The organism is Aeromicrobium sp. CF4.19 (genome assembly GCF_051262555.1).
Classification (GTDB): Bacteria; Actinomycetota; Actinomycetes; order Propionibacteriales; family Nocardioidaceae; genus Aeromicrobium.
In genome coordinates this window covers 1-23,232 of record NZ_JBIMEU010000011.1, presented here as the reverse complement: position 1 = coordinate 23,232, position 23,232 = coordinate 1, and the positions used below count along the sequence as shown (strand labels likewise).

Sequence of the window (23,232 nt, the reverse complement as noted above, 5' to 3'; positions counted from 1 at the left end):
GGGACGCCTGCCAGCCGTTATGCTGAGCCGGTCCTGACGAAGACCATTCCGGGGGTTCTCATGCGTAGGCATCGGTGGGGTGCCGCAGTCGCCGCGTCGGCGATGGCGATGGCGATGGCGCTCGCCGCGTGCGGCGGCGGCGGTGAGGACGAGAGCGACTCGTCGCCCGCCCCGGAGCCGACCGAGACCACCCCGGCCGGTCCACCGCCGCAGCCCGAGGGCGCCGACGGAGTGACGTGGGAGATCCAGAACTGGGACGCGCACGCCGAGGACCCTGCGGTGCTGACGTGGAAGCAGTTCAACGAGGCCGTGGGCGGATCGGTCAACGGCGGTGACCTGCTGGCTGCGGCACGCGAGCTGAGCACACGCGAGGTGCTGGAGCCCTACCTCAGCAGCATGGAGGGGGCCTGGCAGAACGACCTGGTCGTCAAGGAGCTGGCGTACGTCAGGGTCGAGGAGAGTGAGCAGGGCGACGACGGTGCCCGCCTGGTGGCGTGCGTCTGGGACCCGTCGGCGGTCTTCTACCAGTCCGATGGCGAAGCCACCGGGACGGTCAAGGAGCAGTGGTCGAAGGAAGTTGTCACCCTCGAGGAGGAGGGCGACGCCTTCATCATCAGTGACGTCGCCTACGACGGCACCTGCGAGGGTGGGGCGCCGGCATGAGGGGGACTCTGGGGCGTTGGCTCGTCGGGGCGTGCGCGCTGGCGATGCTGTGCGGTGGCCTGGTCGCGGCCCCGGCCGCCGCGGCAGACGACGCCTGCCGTCCGGGCACGCCGGGCTGCTCACTCGGCGGACCGGAGCCTGCGCCCGGTCCTGACCGGGGTGAGAGTGACGCCATGCAGTCCAAGAGCATCACGACGCCGAAGCGTGTCTGCTCGGTCTACGCCAGTGGTGCCGGGATGGGCTCCTACTGCGTCTCCGGTGCCGGAGGCGACGTGGAGACGTTGCGCGAGCGCTTCGGGAGCCAGACCTTCCAGCGCTGCCGTTACGGCGAGATCCCGCTCGGGGTGAAGCGGCCGTTCAACTCCCGCCCCGACGAGGGTCGGTACATGATGCTGCGCTGCCTGGGCAACATCGACTTCGACACCTACTCCGGCGGACGTGACCGCACGCTGGACATCTCCATCGTCTTCGTGCCGACCGGCACCGACACCGAGGACAACAACAACGGCATCTCCCGGTTCCTGTGGGAGCAGGTCAACAACAACACCCAGCTGCCCGTGCCGATCATGCAGCCGCGGCCCAATCCCACCCCGCTGGTGGGCGCCCCCACGTACTTCACGTTCCAGTGGATCGATCCCTCGAGCAACGCGACCATCGCCCAGGGCCCCTTCGCCGACCGTGCCCAGGGCGGTCCGTTCCGAGAGATCGAGGAGAACGGCTTCACGATGCAGGCCGAGGCCACCTCCCTGCGGATCGATCCGCACCAGGAGGGCATCGAGGCCGTGGAGTGCGACCCGTCCACGCCCTACCGCGAGGGCGCCGAGCCCGCGGAGCAGCCCGAGGACGCCTGCTCCATCACCTTCCCACGGTCCTCGGCCTCGGCCCGTGACCTCGCCACCGAGCCCATCCCGGACAACATCGACGAGGCCTTCTACGCCAGCGTGGAGGTCACCTGGCAGGTCAGCTACGGCGAGGACGGATCGGCCAGGAGCCGTCTCGGCGACGGCTTCACCATGAGGCTGAAGCAGGTCGTGCCCGTGCAGGAAGTCCAGGCCCCCAACCAACCCCCCATCGTCGTCTTCTGACGTTCACGAGGTGAGCCGCATGACCGCAACCACCGACAGGCCACAGGGACAGCGCCTGCCCTCCATCACCCACGTCCCGAGCCGGGGCGCGCAGGTGGCCAAGGGCCTGGCCGCGCTGGTCGGGGCAGCCATCGTGGTCGTCGGTGTGCCGCTCGCCCTGCTGTCGGCCTTCGGGCCGCCGTGGCCGGACGAGGTCCCCACGATCGAGTGGCTCACCAGGCCCACCACCATCGAGGCGATGCTCAGCGTCCTCGCGGTCGTGGTGTGGCTCGCCTGGGCGCACTTCGTGGTGTGCCTGGTGGTGGAGGCTGTCGCCGAACGACGCCGTCGCGGACTCGCGCCGCAGGTCCCCGGTGGCGGGGTCGGCACGCAGGCCCTCGCGCGGCGCATCATCGCGACCATCGTGCTGATGGCCGGGACGACGTCCGTGGGGATGGGGACGGCCTCCGCTGCCGCGGCGCCGCAAGCGGCCGAGACCGCGGTGACGGCCAGCGTGCTGCCCGAGGCGGCCTCGTTCGCCGAGGCACCCACGCAGGAGCAGGTGGGTCTGGACTCCGCCGCCCTGCCTGAGCTCGACGACCTGCAGAGCGCGACCGACCACGACGTCGAGGCCGGCGCCACCACCTACTACGACGTCAAGCCCCCGAACGGACGTCACTACGACACCCTCTGGGACATCGCCGACCGCTACCTCGGCAACGGGCTGCGCTACAAGGAGATCTGGCAGCTCAACGAGGGCGTCACCCAGCCGGACGGTCGTGTCATGACCAATGCGGACCTCATCCACCCCGGCTGGGTCATGAAGATGCCCGAGGACGCCTCGGGACCGGGCTTGAAGGTCGTCGAGCACGCCCCTCCGGCAACGGCGGACGAGAGCGATGCCGGGGCCTCGAGCGCTCCGGGGCCGGAAGCGGCTGCCGACGCCGTGCCTGCCTCCCAGGGTGGGGCAGCGAGCGTCGTCGACGGCGATGGGCCGCTCGTCCGTAGTGAGTGGCAGCCGTTCTTCGGTGTCGCCGGCGGCCTGGCGCTCGCGGGCGCGTTCCTGGGCTTGCGCCGTCATCGGGCGGCGAACCCCGGGTCCGGCTCACGCTGGAGCCTGCGCCGAGCCGAGCGTCCCGACCCCACCGACCCCACCCCGACGCCCCCGACCCCCGGCGGAGGCCTCCAGGAGGAGGCGGACGTCGACGGGGCCTCGTGGCTCGACCGCGCCCTGCGGTCCCTGGGTGGCGCATCGGGCCTGCCGGCACCGGCCCGTGTGTCCTACGGCGAGGCCGGCGTGGCCCTCAGCTTCGACGAGGATCCCAGCGTCCCGGCCCCCGCCGGCTGGGCGGCGCCCAGGCCCACCACATGGACTCTGGGACGTGACGCGGCCGTGACCGGCTCAGGCCACTCGCCCCTGCCCGGGCTGGTGACCGTCGGACGCCGTGACGACGAGAGCCTGCTGCTGCTGGACCTGGAGTCGCGAGCCGGTGTCGTGGCGCTCGACGGCGATGACGCCGTGGCCCGGGGCCTGGCGCTCAGCATCGCGCTGGACACGGCCACGCATCCGTGGGCGGACGATCGCCGGGTGACGCTGGTGGGGTTCGCCGACGACGTCACCTCGGCCGGGCTCGGGGCCCTTCGCCGCAGCGACGACCTCGGACGGGTCCTGGAGTCCCTGGACAACGTCGCGAGGCACCAGCGTCAGGCCTGCCGCTCTGCGGGCGCTGCCGACGTGAGGCAGGCGCGTCGGATGGTTCCCGACGCGGACTGGACCTACCACCTCGTGGTGTGCTCAGGGCTGCCGGCGGACGCCGACCTCGCTCAGCTGCGAGCCCTGGCCGAGGACCCGATGGTCTCCCTCGGCGTCGTGGTGGTCGGCAACGACCGGGACTCTGCCTTGCGCCTGATCAGCCGGTCCGACGGTCGTATCAACGCGCCCCACCTCGGCATCGACGTCGCGGCCCAGGTGCTCGACGTCGAGGCCGTCCGCTCGCTCGCGTCGCTGTTCGCCCCCCGAGACGGTGGGCGCCGACCCACGCTCGACCAGCTCGTCGACGTGCTCGAGACCGAGGACGAGGTCACCGACGCATCCTCCGCGGTCCTCGCCGAGGTCGACGTCCTCGGCTCGGTCCGCGTCCGCGCACAGGGAGAAGCCGACACCGAGCGGGAGCCGCTCCTGACCGAGCTGCTCACGCTGCTCGCGCTGCACCCCCAGGGGGTGCACGCCAACCGCATCAGCGCGGCCCTGTGGCCCCGGGGCGTCGATGCCGAGCTGCGCGACAGCGCCTTGCGCCAGCTGGGTGCCTGGCTCGGCACGTCCGAGGACGGCGCGCCCGTCCTGATGGAGGAGTCGGGCGTGTGGCGCCTGACCCCCGGCACCGTCCGCCTGGACTGGGACGCGTTCCGGGAGGCGCTGAACCGCGCGGCGAACGACGGCCGCAACCGCGAGTCGCACCTGCGGACGGCCCTCGGCCTGGTCCGCGGCCCGGCCTTCGACGACGTCCCCGCGCAGCGCTACGCCTGGCTCGAGGGCATGACCACCCAGGCCGACGTCGCTCTGGCCGTGGAGCTCACGGTGCAGGCACTGGCCGAGAGCTCCACCTCTCGCGGTGACCTGGCAGCGGCCGATGGATCGCTGCAGCGCGGGCTGGCGCTGCTGCCGGCCAACGAGGAGCTGTGGCGATCGCGGCTGTGGCTGGCGGAGTCCCGCGGTGAGTCCGTGGATCTCGCCTCGCTCATCGACGAGATGTACACCGAGATCGCCGAGCACGGCTCCCCGGTCGGTGCCTCGCCGGCCACGGACGCACTCGTCGACGAGCTGGTCCCGGGCTACCGCTCGAGCGTGGCCTGACAGCCTGCGCGGCGAGGGAGCGGCGCTCCGTTGTGACGGGCGGACTAGGCTGGGGCGGTCATGAACGAGCCACGACTCACGGCCTACCTCGACCACGCGGCGACGACGCCGATGCTGGCCGAGGCGCGGGGCGTCCTCACCGAGCAGCTGGCCCGCACCGGGAACGCCTCGAGCCTGCACACCTCCGGTCGCCTCGCGCGGCGGACGGTGGAGGAGTCGCGCGAGATCATCGCCGAGCAGCTGGGCGCCCGCCCGAGCGAGGTCGTGTTCTGCTCCGGGGGTACCGAGGCCAACAACCTCGCCATCAAGGGGTTGTACTGGGCCCGTCGTGGCGCCGATCCCCGCCGCGACCGCGTGGTCTTCAGCTCCATCGAGCACCACGCGTTGCTGGACCCGGTCACCTGGTTGGCCGCGCACGAGGGTGCCCGCATCGACACGACGCCCGTCGACCGACAGGGCCGCATCGTCGTGGAGGCGTTGCGCGAGTCCGTCGAACGCGCCCCCGACGAGGTCGCGGCCATCACCACCATGTGGGCCAACAACGAGATGGGCACGATCCAGCCGATCGACGAGGTCGTCGCGATCGCCCGTGAGCACGGCGTCCCCGTGCACAGCGACGCGGTGCAGGCGGCCGGGTACGTCCCGCTGGACTTCGCCGGGTCGGGTCTGGACGCCATGACCGTCACTGCGCACAAGCTGGGCGGTCCGGTCGGGGTGGGGGCGCTCGTGCTGCGTCGCGAGATCGAGCCGATCCCGCTGCTGCACGGTGGTGGGCAGGAGCGCGACGTGCGCTCGGGGACGGTCGGCGTCGCCCTCATCGCCTCCTTCGCCGCGGCGATGGAGATCACCGTGGCCCGGCAGGCGGAGGCCTCGGCGCGCATCGAGGCCCTGCGGCGTCGGCTCGTCGCGGGCATCCTGCACATCGTGCCCGACGCGGTCGTCAACGGCGATCCCGAAACGGGCGTCGACCATCGGCTGCCCAACATCGCCCACGTGACCTTCCCCGGCTGCGAGGGCGATGCGATGCTCATGCTGCTCGACGCCCAGGGCATCGAGTGCTCCACGGGGTCGGCGTGCGCCGCCGGCGTGCCCCAGCCCAGCCACGTGCTGCTCGCGATGGGTTATGACGACGACGCGGCGCGCGGGTCGCTGCGGTTCAGCCTCGGCCACACCTCCACCGAGGCCGACGTCGACGCCTTGCTCGCGGCATTACCGGCCGTCCACGCGCGTGCCCGTGCCGCCTCGCTGGTGCGCAGCACCCGCTGATCAGTCCTCCATGACCTGCCGGATCAACTCCAGCGAACCGGCCGGGTTGAGCGTGAAGGGCGATGCCTCCTGCCACCGATCGGCCAGCGTCTCGAACTCGAGGGGATCCATCGTGGACACGTCATCCCACGCCGGGACGTCAGGGGCCGACTCGAGGAGACCTGCGCCGTCGAGGGCGACGACGAAGCGGAAGGTGCCGAGGCGGACGATCTGCTCCGCCACGGCGTCCAGCGACAGCGGGTCGGTCGACTCGAGAGCCTCCAGGACGGCGTCAGTGCCCTGACCCAGCTCTCGAGGAGCGGCGGCCGAGAGCGCAGTGTCCTTGGGAGCCGGCAGGTCGAGCCGGTCGAGCCTGGCCGCGACGCTCGGGCTCTCGGTCGCGACGGCGTCGAGCATCGCCCGGAGGCGGATGCCCTTCTCCCGCTCGGACGGGTCGGTGTCCGCGAGGACGGCCCGGGCCACCCGCGCCACCGCCACCTGTGCCGAGACGACCTGCCTGCCCGACGATGCCGACTCCGGGTCCGCGGACGTCGTGGAGGCCACCGACATGACCGCCATCTGGTACCTGAGACCGGCGACCACCTCCGCGAACGCCTCGTCGGTCACGAGTGCGAGGTCGAGGACGGGAGGGATCCAGCGCTCGTCGACGAAGGGGACGGCGGACACGGTGCCCAGGCCGTCGACATACCGCTCGGACGTCTGTGGCGAGGACGCGCTGAGGCTGGATGGGCTGTCGCTCAGGGCGAACGGGTGTGTGCTCACCACGTGCGCCAGGTGCGTCGCTGCCTCGCCCGACTCCTCCTCGAGGAGGGTGGATCGCAGTGCGGAAAGATCCTCCCGCTCGGCCAGGGCGCGGTAGGTCCGCGCCACGGTGAGCGCCGCCTCCCCGGCCTGACCGAACGGCTTGCCGACGTCGTCCTGCGTGACCTCCTGGTCGGTCGTCGCGACGTCGAGGTGGGCGAGCACGAGGGCGGCCGCCTCGGCGGACAGGTCGGCGTCGCGCAGGTAGGTGTAGAGCGTCCCCACCTCGCCGTCCCCGCGGTCCAGGTCGTCCATGGTCCAGGCCGGGAGCATCCTTCCGGCGTCGAGGTCGTCACGGGTCGGGTCGACGAGGAAGTCCTTGCGGGCGTCCTCGAGGGAGACCTGGCCATCGGTGAATGGCCCGTAGGGACTCAGGGCGAGTGCGAGGACGAGCGCTCCGGTCAAGCATGCGCCCCCGAGCACCAGTGCCCGCTGGCTGATGTTCATGAGGAGATGGTTGCATGGTGCCGCCTGTCACCCCGACAGCTCCTCGGGGTGGAGGTCGGCTCAACTACCCTCGAGATGTCCGAAGTTGTCCGTCACGCTGGGAGGCTCTTGCCATGGCTCGCCTGATTGCCGCCATGTCCGGCGGGGTGGACTCCGCCGTCGCTGCGGCGCGTGCCGTCGAGGCCGGGCACGACGTGACCGGCGTCCATCTGGCGCTCAGCCGCAACCCGCGGTCCTACCGCTCCGGCGCTCGCGGGTGCTGCTCCATCGAGGACTCCGGCGACGCCCGCCGTGCCGCGGACGCACTCGGCATCCCGTTCTTCGTGTGGGACATGAGCGAGGAGTTCGCCGACGAGGTGGTCGAGGACTTCGTGGCCGAGTACGCCGCGGGCCGCACCCCCAACCCGTGTCTGCGCTGCAACGAGAAGATCAAGTTCGCCGCCGTGCTGGACCGGGCCCTCGCGCTCGGATTCGACGGCGTCGCCACGGGCCACTACGCGCAGCTGCGCGAGGGCGACGATGGCCGGGTCGAGATGCATCGGGCCGTGGACGCCGGAAAGGACCAGTCCTACGTCCTCGGCGTGCTGACGCAGCAGCAGCTGGCGCACTCGTGGTTCCCGCTCGGCGGCTCGGTCAAGCCGGACGTCCGGGCCGAGGCCGAGCGCCGTGGCCTGCAGGTGGCGAGCAAGCCCGACAGCCACGACATCTGCTTCGTCGCCGACGGCGACAACGCCGGGTGGCTCACCGAGAAGCTCGGCCCACGACCGGGGACGGTCGTGGACGAGTCCGGCGAGGTGCTGCGCGAGCACGACGGGGCCTACGCCTACACGATCGGGCAGCGGCGTGGGCTGCGGCTCGGCGTGCCGGCCGACGACGGAAAGCCGCGCTTCGTCCTGGACATCGAGCCGGTGAGCGGCACGGTCACCGTGGGTCCGCGTGACCACCTCCTGGTCGACGCCCTCGAGGGCATCAAGCCGCTGTGGTGTGAGGTACCACCAACTGGCCGCCTGAGCTGCACCGTGCAGCTGAGGGCGCACGGCGCCGAGCACCGGGCCGTCGTCGAGGTCGATGGAGAGACGGTGCGGGTCGACCTGCTCGACCCGGCCGAGGGCATCGCACCCGGCCAGGCCTGTGTCATCTACCACGGCACGCGCGTCGTGGGGTCGGCCACCATCGCCCGCACCCACCGCACCGAGGCCTCGGCCCCCGGCCGGTGAGCGGCCCGGCATCGATAGGACGACGGGCTCACCGCCCGGGGTCGCCATCGGCGACGCTGGCTAGAGTGGGCCCGATGCGCGCCACGGGAGTCGGGTCCATGCCGGGCGAGGACTTCGCCGCCACCTTGCGCCTCGTGCGCGACGTGCTCGATGACCTGCTGTTCGTGCCCGAGCTGCCCGACCGCGGCGTCCATGCCGGGGTGATCGGCCGGTCCCTGGCGCTGCTCGAGGGGCTGGCCGCCGACCTCCAGCCCGCCGGCTGGCGGCTCGTCGACGCCTCGGGGGCCGACCACCGCCGCGCCCGTTCGCTGCTGGCCCAGGACCTCGACGCGGTCGAGGAGCAGTGGAGCGACCACGGCTCCGATTGCGCCGGAGGCACCGTCAAGCAGCAGGTTGCCGGACCGTGGACGCTCGCGGCCACCGTGGAGCTGATGCGCGGAGAGAAGGTCCAGTCCGACCACGGGGCCCGACGCGACCTCGCCGAGTCGCTCGCCGCCGGTCTCGCGGAGCACGTCGCGGACCTGCGACGTCGTCTCCCGCACGCCGACATCGTCGTGCAGGTGGACGAGCCGATGCTGCCGGCCGTCCTGGCCGCGCAGGTCAGCACGGCGAGCGGGTTCGGCCGGTACCGGGCCGTGCACCCGCCGGAGGTGGACGCCGCACTGCGGACGATCACCGATGCCGTGTGCGCGGGCGGCGCCACGCCCGTCGTGCACTCGTGCGCCCCGGACGTGCCCGTCGCACTGCTGGCCGGTGCGGGCTTCGCGGGGATCTCCTTCGACCTCGCCCTGGCGCGCCCCGACGACGCCTGGTCCGAGGCGTTCGAGTCCGGCCTGGGGCTGTGGCCCGGCGTGGTCACGGCGCAGGAGTCCACGGGTGAGAAGGCGGTCCGTGAGCGTCTGGAGCGCTTCCTGGGCCGCCTCGGCTTCTCCGCCGACACGCACGGGGAACAGCTCGTCCTCACCCCGGCCTGTGGACTCGCCGGCGCCGAGCCGACATGGGCCCGCGACGGCCTGGCCATGCTCGCGAGGGTTGCGAGAGACCTGTCTCAGACCACCTGACGAAACTTCGGGTTGGTGCCGTAGCGCACGAAGCCGAGGCCGGCCACCACCAGCACTGCGCTGACGACGTGGCTGGGCCGAAGGCCGGTGACCCCGTCCGTCACGACGAAGACGGTGATCCCGGCCCCCACGAGGACGATGCCGACCACGATGGCCGCGAGACGTCGGGCGCGGGTGCGATGTGCCATGCCCCCATCGTGTCAAGACCCGGACGAAGGAGCCAGTCGGTCAGGCGTTGTCCGCGGACGCCGATATCGTCAGCAGCATGGCGAGCGATGATTCCCCCGTGCCGGTGGAGCCCGTGCCGATGGAGCCCGTGCCGGTGGAGCCCGAGCCGGTGGGGCACGACCTCGACGAGGCGCGGACCGAGGCCAGGGGCCTCCTCGAGAAGATCGAGCGGGCCCGGGAGACGTACTACGGGCAGGATCGTTCCGTCGTCGACGACGCGACCTACGACGCCTGGATGCATCGGCTCGAGGCCATCGAGCGCCGCCACCCCGAGCTGCAGGGGCAGGACTCGCCGACGCTGAACGTCGGCGCGGCGGCCTCCACCGAGCTCGCGCCGATCACGCACGCCGAGCGGATGCTCAGCCTGGACAACGTGTTCTCCGCCGAGGAGCTGCGAGCGTGGAGCACGAAGGTCACCGACGCCGCAGGGCGCTCGGTCCAGTGGCTCACCGAGGCCAAGATCGACGGGCTGGCACTCTCCCTGCGCTATGAGCAGGGACGGCTCGTCTCGGCCGCCACACGCGGCGACGGGAGGGTCGGGGAGGACGTCACGTCCAACGCCGTACGACTCGCCGGCGTGCCGCAGCAGCTCGAGGGTGAGGGGCACCCGTCGTTGGTGGAGGTGCGCGGCGAGGTCTTCATCGCCGTGGAGGCGTTCCGTCGCCTCAACGCCCTGCAGGCCGAGATGCGTGACCGGGTCGTGGCCGAGGCCGCTGCACGTGGGATTGCGACCGAGCGAGCCGAGACGAGCGCCGCCCGCCGCTTCCCGGCCTTCGCCAATCCCCGCAACGCCGCGGCGGGTGGCCTGCGTCAGCTCCTCTCCAAGAAGGACGGCCTGGAGCTGGAGGCCGGACTGGCTCGGATCGAGTCCCTGTCGTTGTACGTGCACGGCATCGGGGCCTGGGACACGTCACCGGTCAAGGCGCAGAGCGAGGTCTACGACCTGCTCGCCTCCTGGGGCCTGCCGGTCAGCCCGCACAGCCGGGTGCTCGTCGACGTGGAGGACGTCGTCGCGCGCATCAGGGACCTCGGGACCGGACGAGCGGACATCGAGCACGAGATCGACGGCGTGGTGGTCAAGGTCGACGAGCTGGCCCTGCACGGCGAGCTGGGCGAGACCAGTCGTGCCCCCCGCTGGGCGATCGCCTACAAGTACCCGCCGGAGGAGGTGCACACGCGGCTCGTCGACATCGTCGTGTCGGTCGGTCGCACCGGTCGCGCCACGCCCTTCGCCGTCATGGAGCCCGTGCACGTCGCCGGGAGCGTGGTGCGTCAGGCGACGCTGCACAACAAGGATGTCGTGCGCGAGAAGGGCGTGCTGATCGGCGACACGGTGGTGCTGCGCAAGGCCGGTGACGTCATTCCCGAGGTGCTCGGTCCCGTGGCCGAGCTCCGCGACGGCAGCGAGCGGGAGTTCGTCATGCCCACCGAGTGCCCCGAGTGCGGCACGGTGCTGCGCGCCATGAAGGAGGGCGACATCGACCTGCGGTGCGCCAACGCCCGCACGTGTCCCGCTCAGGTGCGCGGCCGGGTCGAGCACGTGGGCTCGCGGGGCGCGCTGGACATCGAGGTGCTGGGCGAGGTCACCGCCGCCGCGCTCACGCAGGGTGACGGCGCTCCGTTGTCCACCGAGGCCGGCCTGTTCGCGTTGTCCCTCGACGAGCTCGTGCCCATCTCGGTCATGGTGCGTGATGCCGACACCGGCGAGGTCAAGGTCGACCCGGATTCTGGCCAACCGGTCGTGCGCACGCCGTTCCGGGTCAAGAGCGGAGACCCCTCCAAGCAGGCCCATCTCCTGCTCGGCGAGCTCGAGAAGGCCAAGACCAAGGACCTGTGGCGGGTCCTCGTCTCGCTCAGCATCCGGCACGTCGGCCCCGTGGCGGCGCGGGCCCTGGCCCAGCACTTCGGCTCCATCCGGGCCATCGAGGACGCCGGCGAGGAGGAGCTGGCGGTGGTCGACGGCGTCGGCCCCACGATCGCGCGCTCGGTCAAGGAGTGGCTGGCCGTCGACTGGCACGAGCAGATCCTGCGGCAGTGGGAGCGCGCCGGCGTCAGGCTGCACGTCCCGGACCATCCCGGGCCGGGAGCCGCCGACTCCGCGGACGGACCGTTGAGCGGCCTGACCCTCGTGGTCACCGGCTCGCTGGAGGGCTTCACGCGCGACTCCGTCAAGGAGGCGATCATCACCCGCGGCGGCAAGGCGTCCGGCTCGGTGAGCAAGAAGACCGACTACGTCGTCGTCGGCGAGAACGCCGGATCCAAGGCCGACAAGGCCGAGCAGCTCGGCGTTACGATCCTCGACGAGGCAGGCTTCGTGCAGCTGCTGCAGGACGGCCCACCCTCCCCGGAGCCCGAGGGCTGATCTCGCGGGCCGGCGGTCAGTCGGTGACGAGGGGCTGGATGTTGTCCACCTCGAGCGGCTGGATGCCGTCCGCCGAGGCACTCGTGGCCGAGAACGTCAGGGCTCCTGCGGCGGCGATCGTGACGATCGCGGCCTTGGTGAGTCGATGCGACATGGTGATTCCCCTCGATGCGCGCGTCCCGGTGGACGCGTCCACTGGTCACCGATGATGCCTCAGTACGCCGGAGCGTGCGAGCCGTGAGCCGTCGGCGAGCCGAGAGGGCGGGGGAGAGGGGTGGCCGGCGCACGGCCTCACTAGGATGAAGCAGAACCGCCCGCACCCGACCGAGGAGACGCATGCCGTCGCCCATCTCGCGCGAGGACGTCGCCCACCTGGCGAGCCTGGCGCGCATCGACCTCAGCGAGGCCGAGCTCGAGCGCCTCGGCGCCGAGCTGCCCGACATCCTCCAGCACGTCGCCACGGTCCAGCAGGTGGCTGCCGACGACGTCGAGGCGATGAGTCACCCCCAACCCATCAGCAACGTCCTGCGTGAGGACGTCGTGACTCCCGGGCTCACCCCCGAGGAGGCGTTGTCCGGCGCCCCGGAGTCGCAGGAGCAGCGCTTCCTCGTCCCACGCATCCTCGGGGAGGAGTGAGCATGCACCAGCTGACTGCCTCGGCCCTCGCCGAGAAGCTCCTGGCCGGGGACGTCACCTCGGTCGAGGCCACGCAGGCGAGCCTGGATCGCATCGACGCGGTCGACGGCGCCGTCCACGCCTTCCTGCACGTCGACGCCGAGGGCGCGCTCGCTGCGGCCGCCGACGTCGACGCGCGCCGGGCTGCCGGTGAGAACCTGCCCACGCTCGCCGGCGTGCCGGTGGCCGTCAAGGACGTGCTCACCACGGTCGGCCAGCCCACGACCTGCGGATCGCGCATGCTCCAGGGCTGGGTGCCGCCGTACGACGCCACGGTCGTGGCCCGACTGCGTGCCGCCGGTCTGCCGATCCTGGGCAAGACCAACATGGACGAGTTCGCGATGGGCTCCTCCACGGAGCACTCCGCCTACGGCGCCACGCGCAACCCGTGGGACACCGGTCGCGTCCCCGGTGGCTCGGGCGGTGGCTCCGCGGCTGCCGTCTCGGCCCTCGCGGCACCGCTCGCCGTCGGCACCGACACCGGCGGCTCCATCCGCCAGCCCGGGGCCATGACCGGCACCGTCGGGGTCAAGCCCACCTACGGCGGTGTGAGCCGCTACGGCCTGGTGGCCATGGCCAGCAGCCTGGACCAGGCCGGCCCGGTCGCCCGCTCGGTGCTCGACGCCGCGCTGCTGCACGAGGTCATCGCCGGGCACGACCCGCGCGACTCCACCAGCCTGACCGCGCCCGTGCCGCCGGTCGTCGAGGCAGCCCGCCGTGGCGACGTCGAAGGCCTGCGCATCGGCATCGTGCGCGAGCTCGGCGGAGAGGGGTTTCAGCCAGGTGTGCGACAGCGCTTCGACGAGGCCGTCGAGCTGCTCACCGGGGCGGGTGCCGAGGTCGTCGAGGTCTCCTGCCCCAGCTTCGTGCACGGCATCGCCGCCTACTACCTGGTGATGCCCAGCGAGGTCTCGTCCAACCTCGCCAAGTTCGACGCCATGCGTTACGGCCTGCGGGTCGCTCCCGAGGGCGTGCAGGCACCCAGCGCCGAGGAGGTCATGGCGGCCTCGCGTGACGCGGGCTTCGGTGACGAGGTCAAGCGCCGCATCATCCTGGGCACCTACGCGCTCTCCAGCGGCTACTACGACGCCTACTACGGCTCGGCGCAGAAGGTCCGCACGCTCATCGCGCGCGACTTCGCCGCCGCGTTCGAGCAGGTGGACGTCCTCGTGTCGCCCACGGCACCCACCACGGCTTGGCCGCTGGGGGAGAAGCTCGACGATCCGCTCGCGATGTACCTCGCCGACGTCGCCACGATCCCGGCGAACCTTGCCGGCGTGCCGGGGCTCTCCCTGCCCGCTGGTCTGGCCGACGGCCTGCCCGTCGGCTTCCAGGTGCTGGCCCCGGCCCTGGCCGACGACCGGCTCTACACCGTCGGCGCCGCGCTCGAGCGGCTGCTGGAGGAGCGCTGGGGCGGCCCGTTCGCGGCGCTGGCCCCCGACCTGCAGGAGGTGACCGCATGAGCACGAGTGCCCTCGTCCCGTTCGATGAGGCCCTGACCCGCTACGAGCCGGTCATGGGCCTGGAGGTCCACGTCGAGCTCGGCACCGCCACCAAGATGTTCTGCGGCTGCCCCACGGAGTTCGGGGCCGAGCCGAACACCCAGGTGTGTCCGGTGTGCCTCGGCCTGCCCGGGGCGTTGCCGGTCGTGAACGCCAAGGCCGTCGAGTCGGCCATCCGCATCGGTCTGGCGCTGAACTGCGAGATCGCCGCGTGGTGCCGGTTCGCTCGCAAGAACTACTTCTATCCCGACATGCCCAAGAACTTCCAGACGTCGCAGTACGACGAGCCGATCGCGGCGAACGGGTGGACGGACGTGGAGATCGCGCTCCCCGACGGCGGCACGCAGACGTTCCGCGTCGAGATCGAGCGGGCCCACATGGAGGAGGACACCGGCAAGTCGCTGCACGTCGGTGGTGCCACCGGACGCATCCACGGGGCAGACCACTCGCTGCTGGACTACAACCGGGCCGGCATCCCGCTCATCGAGATCGTCACCCGGCCCATCGAGGTGCCCGGGGAGCTCGCTCCGCTCGTGGCGCGCGCCTACGTCAACCAGCTGCGTGACCTGATGGTGGCGCTGGAGGTCTCCGACGCGCGGATGGACCAGGGGTCGCTGCGCGCCGACGTGAACCTCTCGCTGCGGCCCTCCGGGACCATCGCCCTCGGTACCCGCAGCGAGACCAAGAACGTCAACTCCTTCCGTTCCGTGGAGCGTGCCGTCCGCTTCGAGGTGACCCGGCATGCCGGGATCCTCGACGCGGGAGGGTCCGTGGTGCAGGAGACGCGGCACTTCCACGAGTCCGACGGCACCACCTCGGCGGGCCGGGAGAAGTCCGACGCCGACGACTACCGCTACTTCCCCGAGCCCGACCTCGCGCCCGTCGCACCCTCACGCTCGTGGGTCGAGGAGCTGCGGGGAACGCTGCCCGAGCCACCGGAGCAGCGTCGTCGTCGGCTCCGGGTCGAGTGGGACTTCAGTGACATCGACATGCGCGACACCCTCGGTGCAGGCGCTCTGGAGCTGGTCGCGGCGACGATCGATGCCGGCGCGGCGCCGCAGGCAGCGCGCAAGTGGTGGCTCGGCGAGCTCGCCCGGCGCGCCAAGGACGACGGCGTCGCACTGGAGGAGCTGTCGGTCACGCCCGAGCAGGTGGCCGCGGTGCAGGCACTCATCGACACCGGCCGAGTCAACGACAAGCTCGCTCGACAGGTGCTCAAGGGAGTCATCGCCGGTGAGGGGACGCCGGACGAGGTCGTGACGGCGCGCGGGCTCGAGGTCGTCTCCGACGATGGCGCCCTCGGCGACGCCGTCGACGCCGCCATCGAGGCCAACCCGGACGTGGCGCAGAAGATCCGCGACGGCAAGGTGCAGGCAGCGGGCGCCCTCATCGGTGCCGTCATGAAGCAGATGCGGGGCCAAGCCGACGCGGGGCGCGTCCGTGAGCTCATCCTGGAGAAGCTGGGCTGAGCCGAGCGGACTGACCGCTCAGACGCGGTCGATGAGCGCCAGCAGCTCCTCGAGCACGGCCTGGGGGTGCTCGAGCGGGATGAAGTGGGTGGCGTCGAGCTGCAGGAACCGAGACCCCTCGACCCGGTCGGCGGCCGAGCGGATGGACCCTGCCCCCGTCAGCAGGTCTCGTCGACCTGCGACGAAGGTCGTGGGCACGTCGACCCCGGACAGGGAGACCCGGGTGTGCTCGGAGACCCCCAGCGCCAGGCGCGCGTACCAGGCCGGGTGGGTGGAGAAGAACTCCGTCACCATCTCCTGCACCAGCCCGGTGTCCGCCTGTGGGTCGATGAAGCCGGTGCGCTGGAGCATCCGTGTCGTGGTGTGCGTCCAGGGGATGCGTCGGGTCACCGGGGCACCGAGGTGGCCCACCACGGTCGTGGCGCGCGCGAGGGACACCATGGCTCCCTTGGCGAGCAGCCCGGGGACTCGCCACGGCGCCAGCATGGTGGAGAACGTGTCGCCGGGGACGCCGGCGACGGCGAGGATGCCCGCGACGCGCTCGGGATGGCGGTAGGCCAGCTCGAAGGCGAGCGTGACACCGGCGGACCACGATGCGACGACCACCCGCTCCAGGCCCGCGTCGTCCATGACGGCGATGGCGTCCTCCACGAACGCATCGAGGTCGACGCGGCCGTCGAGAGGTCGCTCGGAGCCACCCACTCCTCGGTGGTTCCAGGAGACGACGTCGACCCCGCAGTCCGGCGACAGCAGCGAGGGCCAGGACTGTGGGTTGGTGCCCAGTCCGTTGCAGAGCAGGACGCGAGGACCATCGGCCCCGTTGGTCCAGGCGCGAAGTCGTGTGCCGTCGGCACTCTTGACGTCGTGGTACCTCAGACGGGCGGGGCTGGTCACGACCGGCGATTCTGCCACGACTGATGGAGGTCGGCCGATCTTTCGTAGAGTCCTGGCATGGCAGACCGCGGTGGCACGAGTGTCCGCACGGCCGATCTGGTGCTCGAGGGCGGTGGCGTGAAGGGCATCGCGCTCGTTGGCGCGGCTGCGGCTCTGGACGAGGCCGGGTGGCGGTTCGCAAGGATCGCGGGGTCCTCGGCCGGGGCTCTCGTCGGCTCCATCATCGCGGCGATGCAGCAGGCGGGGGAGCCGATGAGCCGGGTCGACGAGATCATGCGGACGCTCGACTACGAGCGCATGCTCGACCGGCGTCGTACGGGTCGTCTGCTGCGCTGGTGGCCGCGGGCAGCGGACGCCTGGGGCATCCTGTTCCACCTCGGAATGTACCGCGGGCACCACCTCACGCAGTGGACGAGAGGCGTGCTGGCCGACCTCGGAGTGCGTACCTTCGCCGACCTCGCCTTCGACGACCCGGACTCATCGGACCCGGCGCGGTCCTTTCGACTCGTCGTGACTGCGAGCGACCTGTCACGGCAGCGCGTGGTGTACCTCCCGTGGGACCTCCCGGACTACCGGGTGGACGTGGATCGCTACCCGGTCGCCCGCGCTGTCCGTGCCTCGGCCGCGATCCCGTTCATGTTCGAGCCGGTGCGGCTCCGCTCGCCCTTCGGGGTCTCGACCCTGTCCGACGGCTCGCTGCTGCGCAGCTACCCGATCGGGATCTTCGACCGCGAGGACGGCCGACCCGCGCGATGGCCGACCATCGGGGTCCGGCTCAGCTCCCCATCCAACGAGCGGGCGCCTGCTACACCGGTCACGGGGCCGGTGTCGATGGTGGTCAACCTCGTCTACACGACGGTGGACTCCACGCAGGTGCGGCACGTGTCCGACCCGGCCGACGTCGAGCGCAGCATCTTCGCCAAGCCGCGCGGCGTGCGCTGGACCGACTTCGACTTGACGCCTGAGCAGCAGCAGGACCTGTTCGACGCGGGCCACGCCGCCGCTCGCGCGTGGCTGGCCCGGCATCCCGACGGCCCGCCGTCGAGGCATGGGGACGAGGGCACGCTCGACGTCACCGGCTGATGCGCTCGATCGCAGCGGCGACCATCGCCTCGGCGCCGGTGTCGGTGTGCTCGAGGAAGAACGACGGCTCGGCCAGCTCCAGCTCCATGAGCTGCAAGGTGCCGTCGGGCCCGGTGACCACGTCGACGCGGGCGTAGAGGGGCTCGGTGTCGAGGAGCCGGGCGGCCGTGGACAGCACGTCGTGGCCGAAGGCGACCTGCTCGCGTGTTGCCTCCCGGACGCGGATGTCCTCCTTCAGCTCCGGCAGGGTGCGGGGATCGGCGGCCCGGGTGAGCAGGGCGCCCTTGCGGAAGGCGTGGGAGTGGCGACCGCCGAAGTACAGCAACCCCGTCTCGCCCTCGCCGTCGACGGACTCCACGTAGGGCTGGACCATCGACGGGCGTCCGGCGCCGACCAGGCGGTCGCTGTGCGCGAGGGCGGCGCCGGCGTCCTGCCAGCGTGCGGTGTCGGCGGCCCCGGCCGAGATCGTCGGCTTGACGACCCACTCGCTCGCCGCGGGAAGCTCATCGGAGGACACCGGCGACCAGCTGGTCGGCACGACCGGCACGCCCTCGTCGGCGAGGCGGCGCAGGTAGGTCTTGTCGGTCGTCCAGGCCAGGACATCTGCGGTGTTCTGGAGCCGGGGGACAGCGCGCGCCCAGGTGAGGAACTCCTCGCGCCGTGGCACGTAGTCCCAGCAGGAGCGCACGACCACGAGACCAGGTTCGCTCCAGTCGACGTCGGCGTCGTCCCAGATCTCGACGCGGGTGGCGAGCCCCGCTCGTGCCGCGGCGGCGGTCAGCAGGGTGAGGTCGGTGTCGAATGCGGCGAAGCCGGCTCCGGTGGTCCAGATGATGTCGGTCATGGCTGCCACGGTAGCGAAGGTGTGAAGAGCCAGACTTCATCGGTTGCACAATGAAGTAGATTGCTTCATCATGAGTCGATGAAGTCAGAGTCTTCAATCGGCTATGCCGTGATCGGCGATCTCGTGGGATCTCGCGAGCACGCCTCCCGGCGCGACGTGCAGCAGGCGCTGCTCGAGGCGCTCGGCGCCGCGAACGCGCTGTCGAGCGCGATCCAGGCGCTCGAGGCCACGATCGGCGATGAGTTCCAGAGCGTCCACGAGAGCCTGTCCGATGCTCTGCGCGCGACGTTGCTGGTGCGCCTGGCCCTGCCCGAGCAGATGGACGCCCGCTTCGGCATCGGGGTCGGGCCGATCGAGATCGTCGGACGCTCCGCCTATGGTCTGACCCAGGACGGTCCCGCCTGGTGGGGGGCCCGTGACGCGATCATCGAGGTCAAGGAGAGGCAGCGGACCATGCCCTACCTGCGGACCCACGTCGCGGACCCGGACGCCACCGTCGGCGCCATGGCCAACGCCTACGTGCAGTGCCGGGACTTCATCGTCAGCTCCTTCGACGGGCGCCAGCGTCGGATCGCGCTCGGCGTCCTCTCCGGCCGGAGCGCCTCCCAGATCGCCGATGACGAGGGGATCTCGGCCTCGGCCGTCTCGCAGCGCATCCGCGGGTCGGGCATCAGGGCGGTCACCGAGTCCGCCGACGAGGTGCCGCGATGAGCTGGGGGCACCTCCCGCGAGCTCTGCTGGGGGCACCTCCCTGCACGGAGCGCAGCGAAGTGCTTGGGGGCGTGGGGGCGCGGCAGCGAGTGAAAATTCGAGATCTCATGCGAGCACGCTCCTACGGTGGTTCTTATGAGGACGTGATCGCATGAGCGTGCTCGCCCTCCTGCTCGCAGCGGTCGGCGTGGCCGACCTCGTGCCGCGGTGGCGACACGCCTGCGCGGCCCTGGTGATCGTGGCCGGCGCCCTCGGTCTCGGCGCGGGGTGGCACACCCTGTGGATCACGCTGGTCTGTGGGCTCGTGGTCGTGGTGTGGCTGGACGCCGCCCGTCACCGCGCGGACGCCGGCATCGTGCTGCTCGCCGTCGCGGCTCTCGCCCTGGTGATCGCCTCGCCCGCCCTCGACTTCCGCGAGGTCCCTCTGCAGCCCTGGTACGACGGGCTCCCCGTGCCGGCACTGGACGGGGTCCTGATCGAGCACGCCGCCCTCGGCCTCGGCGCGCTGCTCTTCCTGACCACCTCCGCGAACGTGGTGGTCCGTCGAGCCCTCACCGCCGTCGGCCCCCTGGTCATCGCCGAGGAGCAGTCCCTCAAGGGTGGTCGCCTCCTCGGGCCCATGGAGCGCTGGCTGGTCTTCGGCTTCGCCCTCGGTGGCCACATCGGCGCGCTCGGGGCCTTGGTGGCGGCCAAGGGGATCTTGCGCTTCCCGGAGATCTCGCGCGACGCGCCCGACGGCATGCGGGCGGAGTACGTCCTGGTCGGCAGCTTCGTGAGCTGGACCCTCGCCCTGGTGCTCGTGCCGCTCTTCTGAGCACCGAGCCGAGTCAGGCGTCGCGCGGCTCGGTCGTAGGGTGTGGCCATGGCCAGTGAGACTCCCGGTTCCCCCGATCCCACCGTCGACATCAAGCCGCGCAGTCGCGACGTCACCGACGGGCTGGAGAAGACCGCCGCCCGCGGGATGCTCCGCGCCGTCGGCATGGGCGACGACGACTGGGTCAAGCCCCAGATCGGCGTCGCGTCGAGCTGGAACGAGATCACGCCGTGCAACCTCTCGCTGGACCGGCTGGCGAAGTCCGTCAAGGAAGGCGTGCACGCCGGTGGTGGCTACCCGCTGGAGTTCGGCACCATCTCCGTCTCCGACGGCATCAGCATGGGACACGAGGGGATGCACTTCTCCCTCGTGAGCCGTGAGGTCATCGCCGACTCCGTGGAGACGGTGATGATGGCCGAGCGCCTGGACGGCTCGGTGCTGCTGGCGGGCTGTGACAAGTCGTTGCCCGGGATGCTGATGGCCGCTGCTCGGCTCGATCTCGCCAGCGTCTTCCTCTACGCCGGGTCCACCATGCCCGGAAACGTCGACGGCAAGGACGTCACGATCATCGACGCCTTCGAGGCGGTCGGCGCGTGCATGCGTGGACTGATCACGCGGGAGGACGTCGACAAGATCGAGCGCGCGATCTGTCCCGGCGAGGGTGCCTGCGGCGGCATGTACACGGCCAACACGATGGCCTCCGCCGCCGAGGCGCTCGGCATGAGCCTGCCGGGCTCGGCAGCCCCGCCGGCGCCCGATCGGCGTCGCGACGACTACGCCGAGAAGTCCGGCCAGGCCGTGGTCGAGCTGCTGCGCCGCGGCATCACGGCCCGCGACATCATGACGCTGGAGGCATTCGAGAACGCCATCACCGTCGTGATGGCGCTCGGCGGCTCCACCAACGCCGTCCTGCACCTGCTCGCGATCGCCCGGGAGGCGGAGGTCCCCCTCACGCTCGACGACTTCGACCGCGTCGGCGACAAGGTGCCGCACCTGGGCGACCTCAAGCCGTTCGGCCGTTACGTCATGAACGACGTCGACAAGGTCGGCGGCATCCCCGTCATCATGAAGGCCCTGCTCGACGCCGGCCTCATGCACGGCGACGTCATGACCGTCACCGGACGGACGATGGCCGAGAACCTCGCTGACATCGACCTCGGTCTCGACGGCGACATCATCCGCCCGCTGGACGCACCCATCCACAAGACCGGTGGCCTGACGATCCTGCGCGGATCACTTGCTCCGGAGGGTGCCGTCGTCAAGAGCGCCGGGTTCGACTCCGACGTCTTCCGCGGCACCGCGCGGGTCTTCGACGGGGAGCGCGCCGCGATGGACGCGCTCGAGGACGGCACGATCGTCGCGAACGATGTCGTCGTCATCCGCTACGAGGGCCCCAAGGGCGGGCCCGGGATGCGCGAGATGCTGGCCATCACCGGGGCCATCAAGGGCGCGGGCCTGGGCAAGGACGTCCTGCTGCTCACCGACGGCCGCTTCTCCGGCGGCACGACAGGGCTCTGCGTCGGTCACGTCGCACCCGAGGCGGTGGACGGTGGGCCGATCGCCTTCGTCCGCGATGGCGACCCCATCACCCTCGACGTCGCGAACCGCACCCTCGAGGTGGAGATCGACGACGCCGAGCTCGAGCGGCGCAAGACCGGGTGGGAGCCGCACCCGCCCAGGTACACCTCGGGCGTGCTGGCCAAGTACCGCAAGCTCGTGAGCTCGGCCGCCCACGGCGCCATCACCGGCTGACGGCGTGTCGGCGCCCGGCGGCTCCTCGGTAGGATTCGCCGGTGCCCGACTTCACACACGACGAGCTCGCGACCGCGCTCAAGGTCCTGGGCGAGGCGCAGCACCTCGAGGACGACGACGAGGCCTACGTCGCGCTGCGGCGCGCGTGCGGCACGTTCTACAAGGACGTCAAGAAGCAGCGACGCAAGGCCAAGCGTGAGGCGGTCGCAGCGGCGGACCGTGCCGTCGTGGAGTCCACGGCCACCGGGTCGGCGCAGCGCATCGACGACGAGACGGCGGGGCTCCGGCTCACGTCGACGGCTCGAGGGGCGAGTGCAGGAGTGCTGCAGGTGCCACGTGGCTGCTACATCTGCAAGCAGCGGTACACGGTGGTCGATGCCTTCTACCACCAGCTGTGCCCGGACTGCGCCGCGACGAGTCATGCCAAGCGGGAGGCGCGCACGGACCTGACCGGCCGCCGGGCCCTGCTCACCGGTGGGCGGGCGAAGATCGGCATGTACATCGCGCTGCGGCTGCTGCGCGACGGCGCCCACACCACCATCACGACGCGCTTCCCTCGCGACGCCGTTCGGCGCTTCGCCAGCATCGACGACAGCGCCGACTGGATGCACCGGCTGCGGGTCGTGGGCATCGACCTGCGTGATCCCGCACAGGTGGTGGCACTGGCCGACGACGTCGCGGCCCAGGGTTCGCTGGACGTCCTGGTCAACAACGCGGCGCAGACGGTGCGGCGCACGCCCGGCTCGTACGGCCCGCTCGCCGAGGCCGAGCGCACTCCGCTGCCGCCCGGGCTCAGCCACGAGACGGGCGGCCCGGAGCTGTTGACGTTCGGCCACACCAGCGACCTGCACCCTGCGGCCCTCGTGGGCTCGGTGGCCTCGCACCCCCGCCTCGCGGTCGACGCGCTCACGGCGGACCAGCTCACCGCGCAGGCCCACATCGGGCAGGCGCTGACGGGGGGCTCGGCCGACCTCTCGCGCATCGACGCCGGAGGGCTGGTGCCCGACGTCGTCGACACCAACAGCTGGGTCCAGACGGTCGAGGAGGTCGATGCGCTGGAGCTGCTGGAGGTGCAGCTGTGCAACCAGACGGCGCCGTTCGTCCTGATCAGCCGGCTGCGACCGGCCATGGCTGCCTCGCCGGCGCGCCGGACCTACGTCGTCAACGTGTCGGCGATGGAGGGCCAGTTCTCCCGCCAGTACAAGGGTCCCGGCCACCCGCACACCAACATGTCCAAGGCGGCGCTCAACATGCTGACGCGGACCAGCGCGGGGGAGATGCTGGAGTCCGACGGCATCTTGATGACCGCGGTGGACACCGGGTGGATCACCGACGAGCGCCCGCACGTCACGAAGATCCGCCTCGCCGAGGAGGGCTTCAAGGCGCCACTGGACCTCGTCGACGGCGCGGCACGCGTGTATGACCCCATCGTCCGCGGCGAGGCCGGCGAGGATCTGCACGGCGTCTTCCTCAAGGACTACGCCCCGTCACCCTGGTGAGAGCCGGACGGCGGCCCGGGACCACC

Annotated in this window: 20 protein-coding genes; 15 read left to right on the top strand and 5 right to left on the bottom strand. The window is 71.5% G+C overall.

Annotation, left to right across the window (positions count from 1 at the left end):
• Positions 1 to 60: 60 nt before the first annotated feature.
• From ACHAAC_RS16540 to ACHAAC_RS16525, 4 genes are read left to right on the top strand one after another with little or no spacing between them, the layout of a single operon-like run.
• Positions 61 to 663, top strand: coding sequence for a hypothetical protein (locus tag ACHAAC_RS16540; protein ID WP_435717418.1), 603 nt, complete (start codon positions 61 to 63; stop codon positions 661 to 663).
• A complete protein-coding gene (locus ACHAAC_RS16535; RefSeq protein ID WP_435717417.1) occupies positions 660 to 1,748 on the top strand; it encodes a hypothetical protein in 1,089 nt (362 codons plus the stop codon). Before ACHAAC_RS16540 ends, ACHAAC_RS16535 begins: the two co-directional genes overlap by 4 nt.
• A 19-nt stretch (positions 1,749 to 1,767) precedes the next feature.
• Positions 1,768 to 4,581, top strand: a complete 2,814-nt coding sequence (locus tag ACHAAC_RS16530; RefSeq protein ID WP_435717416.1) for a BTAD domain-containing putative transcriptional regulator — start codon at positions 1,768 to 1,770, stop codon at positions 4,579 to 4,581.
• A 60-nt stretch (positions 4,582 to 4,641) separates the two neighbouring features.
• The gene (locus tag ACHAAC_RS16525; RefSeq protein WP_435717415.1) at positions 4,642 to 5,847 is read left to right on the top strand and encodes a cysteine desulfurase family protein; all 1,206 of its coding nucleotides are present in this window, start codon (positions 4,642 to 4,644) and stop codon (positions 5,845 to 5,847) included.
• Here ACHAAC_RS16525 and ACHAAC_RS16520 read toward each other — a convergent pair whose 3' ends face one another.
• The gene (locus ACHAAC_RS16520; protein WP_435717414.1) at positions 5,848 to 7,095 is read right to left on the bottom strand and encodes a hypothetical protein; all 1,248 of its coding nucleotides are present in this window, start codon (positions 7,093 to 7,095) and stop codon (positions 5,848 to 5,850) included.
• Between the two features lie 113 nt (positions 7,096 to 7,208).
• On the opposite strand from ACHAAC_RS16520, the gene mnmA reads away from it, so the two are divergent.
• Together mnmA and ACHAAC_RS16510 are read left to right on the top strand one after the other, a co-directional pair.
• Positions 7,209 to 8,312 (top strand): tRNA 2-thiouridine(34) synthase MnmA, encoded by a 1,104-nt coding sequence (gene mnmA, locus ACHAAC_RS16515; RefSeq protein ID WP_435717413.1) that lies wholly within the window; start codon positions 7,209 to 7,211, stop codon positions 8,310 to 8,312.
• A gap of 74 nt (positions 8,313 to 8,386) precedes the next feature.
• A complete protein-coding gene (locus ACHAAC_RS16510) occupies positions 8,387 to 9,373 on the top strand; it encodes a methionine synthase (RefSeq protein WP_435717412.1) in 987 nt (328 codons plus the stop codon).
• Here ACHAAC_RS16510 and ACHAAC_RS16505 read toward each other — a convergent pair.
• Positions 9,361 to 9,561, bottom strand: a complete 201-nt coding sequence (locus ACHAAC_RS16505) for a hypothetical protein (protein WP_435717411.1) — start codon at positions 9,559 to 9,561, stop codon at positions 9,361 to 9,363. The two genes, ACHAAC_RS16510 and ACHAAC_RS16505, sit on opposite strands and share 13 nt — an antisense overlap.
• Before the next feature lie 119 nt (positions 9,562 to 9,680).
• On the opposite strand from ACHAAC_RS16505, the gene ligA reads away from it, so the two are divergent.
• Positions 9,681 to 11,963: an NAD-dependent DNA ligase LigA gene (gene ligA, locus ACHAAC_RS16500; protein ID WP_435717438.1), complete on the top strand. Its 2,283-nt coding sequence runs from the start codon at positions 9,681 to 9,683 to the stop codon at positions 11,961 to 11,963.
• 16 nt (positions 11,964 to 11,979) lie between these two features.
• Here ligA and ACHAAC_RS16495 read toward each other — a convergent pair whose 3' ends face one another.
• Positions 11,980 to 12,117 carry a hypothetical protein gene (locus tag ACHAAC_RS16495; protein WP_435717410.1) on the bottom strand — a complete coding sequence of 46 codons (138 nt, stop codon included), beginning with the start codon at positions 12,115 to 12,117 and terminating at the stop codon, positions 11,980 to 11,982.
• A 182-nt stretch (positions 12,118 to 12,299) separates the two neighbouring features.
• Here ACHAAC_RS16495 and gatC point away from each other — a divergent pair, with 182 nt between their 5' ends.
• From gatC to gatB, 3 genes are read left to right on the top strand one after another with little or no spacing between them, the layout of a single operon-like run.
• A complete protein-coding gene (gatC, locus tag ACHAAC_RS16490) occupies positions 12,300 to 12,599 on the top strand; it encodes an Asp-tRNA(Asn)/Glu-tRNA(Gln) amidotransferase subunit GatC (RefSeq protein WP_435717409.1) in 300 nt (99 codons plus the stop codon).
• A 2-nt stretch (positions 12,600 to 12,601) separates the two neighbouring features.
• On the top strand, positions 12,602 to 14,101 hold the full coding sequence (gatA, locus tag ACHAAC_RS16485) for an Asp-tRNA(Asn)/Glu-tRNA(Gln) amidotransferase subunit GatA (RefSeq protein WP_435717408.1): 1,500 nt from the start codon (positions 12,602 to 12,604) through the stop codon (positions 14,099 to 14,101).
• A complete protein-coding gene (gene gatB, locus ACHAAC_RS16480) occupies positions 14,098 to 15,609 on the top strand; it encodes an Asp-tRNA(Asn)/Glu-tRNA(Gln) amidotransferase subunit GatB (protein WP_435717407.1) in 1,512 nt (503 codons plus the stop codon). Before gatA ends, gatB begins: the two co-directional genes overlap by 4 nt.
• Positions 15,610 to 15,627: 18 nt before the next feature.
• Here gatB and ACHAAC_RS16475 read toward each other — a convergent pair whose 3' ends face one another.
• Entirely contained in the window at positions 15,628 to 16,503 is an 876-nt protein-coding gene (locus ACHAAC_RS16475) for an alpha/beta fold hydrolase (protein WP_435717406.1), read from the bottom strand.
• 57 nt (positions 16,504 to 16,560) lie between these two features.
• Between ACHAAC_RS16475 and ACHAAC_RS16470 the strand changes: the two genes are divergently transcribed.
• A complete protein-coding gene (locus ACHAAC_RS16470) occupies positions 16,561 to 17,586 on the top strand; it encodes a patatin-like phospholipase family protein (RefSeq protein ID WP_435717405.1) in 1,026 nt (341 codons plus the stop codon).
• On the opposite strand, the gene ACHAAC_RS16465 is transcribed toward ACHAAC_RS16470, so the two are convergent.
• On the bottom strand, positions 17,576 to 18,430 hold the full coding sequence (locus ACHAAC_RS16465; protein WP_435717404.1) for an ATP-grasp domain-containing protein: 855 nt from the start codon (positions 18,428 to 18,430) through the stop codon (positions 17,576 to 17,578). The two genes, ACHAAC_RS16470 and ACHAAC_RS16465, sit on opposite strands and share 11 nt — an antisense overlap.
• Before the next feature lie 78 nt (positions 18,431 to 18,508).
• On the opposite strand from ACHAAC_RS16465, the gene ACHAAC_RS16460 reads away from it, so the two are divergent.
• The 4 genes from ACHAAC_RS16460 (at position 18,509) to ACHAAC_RS16445 (ending at position 23,206) form a co-directional block, all read left to right on the top strand.
• Positions 18,509 to 19,141: a SatD family protein gene (locus tag ACHAAC_RS16460; RefSeq protein ID WP_435717403.1), complete on the top strand. Its 633-nt coding sequence runs from the start codon at positions 18,509 to 18,511 to the stop codon at positions 19,139 to 19,141.
• 151 nt (positions 19,142 to 19,292) lie between these two features.
• Positions 19,293 to 19,955, top strand: a complete 663-nt coding sequence (locus ACHAAC_RS16455) for a hypothetical protein (protein ID WP_435717402.1) — start codon at positions 19,293 to 19,295, stop codon at positions 19,953 to 19,955.
• Positions 19,956 to 20,003: 48 nt separating this feature from the next.
• The gene (ilvD, locus tag ACHAAC_RS16450) at positions 20,004 to 21,707 is read left to right on the top strand and encodes a dihydroxy-acid dehydratase (protein WP_435717401.1); all 1,704 of its coding nucleotides are present in this window, start codon (positions 20,004 to 20,006) and stop codon (positions 21,705 to 21,707) included.
• A 41-nt stretch (positions 21,708 to 21,748) separates the two neighbouring features.
• Entirely contained in the window at positions 21,749 to 23,206 is a 1,458-nt protein-coding gene (locus ACHAAC_RS16445) for an SDR family NAD(P)-dependent oxidoreductase (protein WP_435717400.1), read from the top strand.
• The last annotated feature ends 26 nt before the right edge of the window (positions 23,207 to 23,232 follow it).

What these genes read in the sequence shown, in the direction of transcription:
- ACHAAC_RS16540 (WP_435717418.1), top strand. Translation starts at nt 61, where the DNA reads ATGCGTAGGCATCGGTGGGGTGCCGCAGTCGCCGCGTCGGCGATGGCG.
- ACHAAC_RS16535 (WP_435717417.1), top strand. Translation starts at nt 660, where the DNA reads ATGAGGGGGACTCTGGGGCGTTGGCTCGTCGGGGCGTGCGCGCTGGCG.
- ACHAAC_RS16530 (WP_435717416.1), top strand. Translation starts at nt 1,768, where the DNA reads ATGACCGCAACCACCGACAGGCCACAGGGACAGCGCCTGCCCTCCATC.
- ACHAAC_RS16525 (WP_435717415.1), top strand. Translation starts at nt 4,642, where the DNA reads ATGAACGAGCCACGACTCACGGCCTACCTCGACCACGCGGCGACGACG.
- ACHAAC_RS16520 (WP_435717414.1), bottom strand. Translation starts at nt 7,095, where the DNA reads ATGAACATCAGCCAGCGGGCACTGGTGCTCGGGGGCGCATGCTTGACC.
- mnmA (WP_435717413.1), top strand. Translation starts at nt 7,209, where the DNA reads ATGGCTCGCCTGATTGCCGCCATGTCCGGCGGGGTGGACTCCGCCGTC.
- ACHAAC_RS16510 (WP_435717412.1), top strand. Translation starts at nt 8,387, where the DNA reads ATGCGCGCCACGGGAGTCGGGTCCATGCCGGGCGAGGACTTCGCCGCC.
- ACHAAC_RS16505 (WP_435717411.1), bottom strand. Translation starts at nt 9,561, where the DNA reads ATGGCACATCGCACCCGCGCCCGACGTCTCGCGGCCATCGTGGTCGGC.
- ligA (WP_435717438.1), top strand. Translation starts at nt 9,681, where the DNA reads ATGGAGCCCGTGCCGGTGGAGCCCGAGCCGGTGGGGCACGACCTCGAC.
- ACHAAC_RS16495 (WP_435717410.1), bottom strand. Translation starts at nt 12,117, where the DNA reads ATGTCGCATCGACTCACCAAGGCCGCGATCGTCACGATCGCCGCCGCA.
- gatC (WP_435717409.1), top strand. Translation starts at nt 12,300, where the DNA reads ATGCCGTCGCCCATCTCGCGCGAGGACGTCGCCCACCTGGCGAGCCTG.
- gatA (WP_435717408.1), top strand. Translation starts at nt 12,602, where the DNA reads ATGCACCAGCTGACTGCCTCGGCCCTCGCCGAGAAGCTCCTGGCCGGG.
- gatB (WP_435717407.1), top strand. Translation starts at nt 14,098, where the DNA reads ATGAGCACGAGTGCCCTCGTCCCGTTCGATGAGGCCCTGACCCGCTAC.
- ACHAAC_RS16470 (WP_435717405.1), top strand. Translation starts at nt 16,561, where the DNA reads ATGGCAGACCGCGGTGGCACGAGTGTCCGCACGGCCGATCTGGTGCTC.
- ACHAAC_RS16465 (WP_435717404.1), bottom strand. Translation starts at nt 18,430, where the DNA reads ATGACCGACATCATCTGGACCACCGGAGCCGGCTTCGCCGCATTCGAC.
- ACHAAC_RS16460 (WP_435717403.1), top strand. Translation starts at nt 18,509, where the DNA reads ATGAAGTCAGAGTCTTCAATCGGCTATGCCGTGATCGGCGATCTCGTG.
- ACHAAC_RS16455 (WP_435717402.1), top strand. Translation starts at nt 19,293, where the DNA reads ATGAGCGTGCTCGCCCTCCTGCTCGCAGCGGTCGGCGTGGCCGACCTC.
- ilvD (WP_435717401.1), top strand. Translation starts at nt 20,004, where the DNA reads ATGGCCAGTGAGACTCCCGGTTCCCCCGATCCCACCGTCGACATCAAG.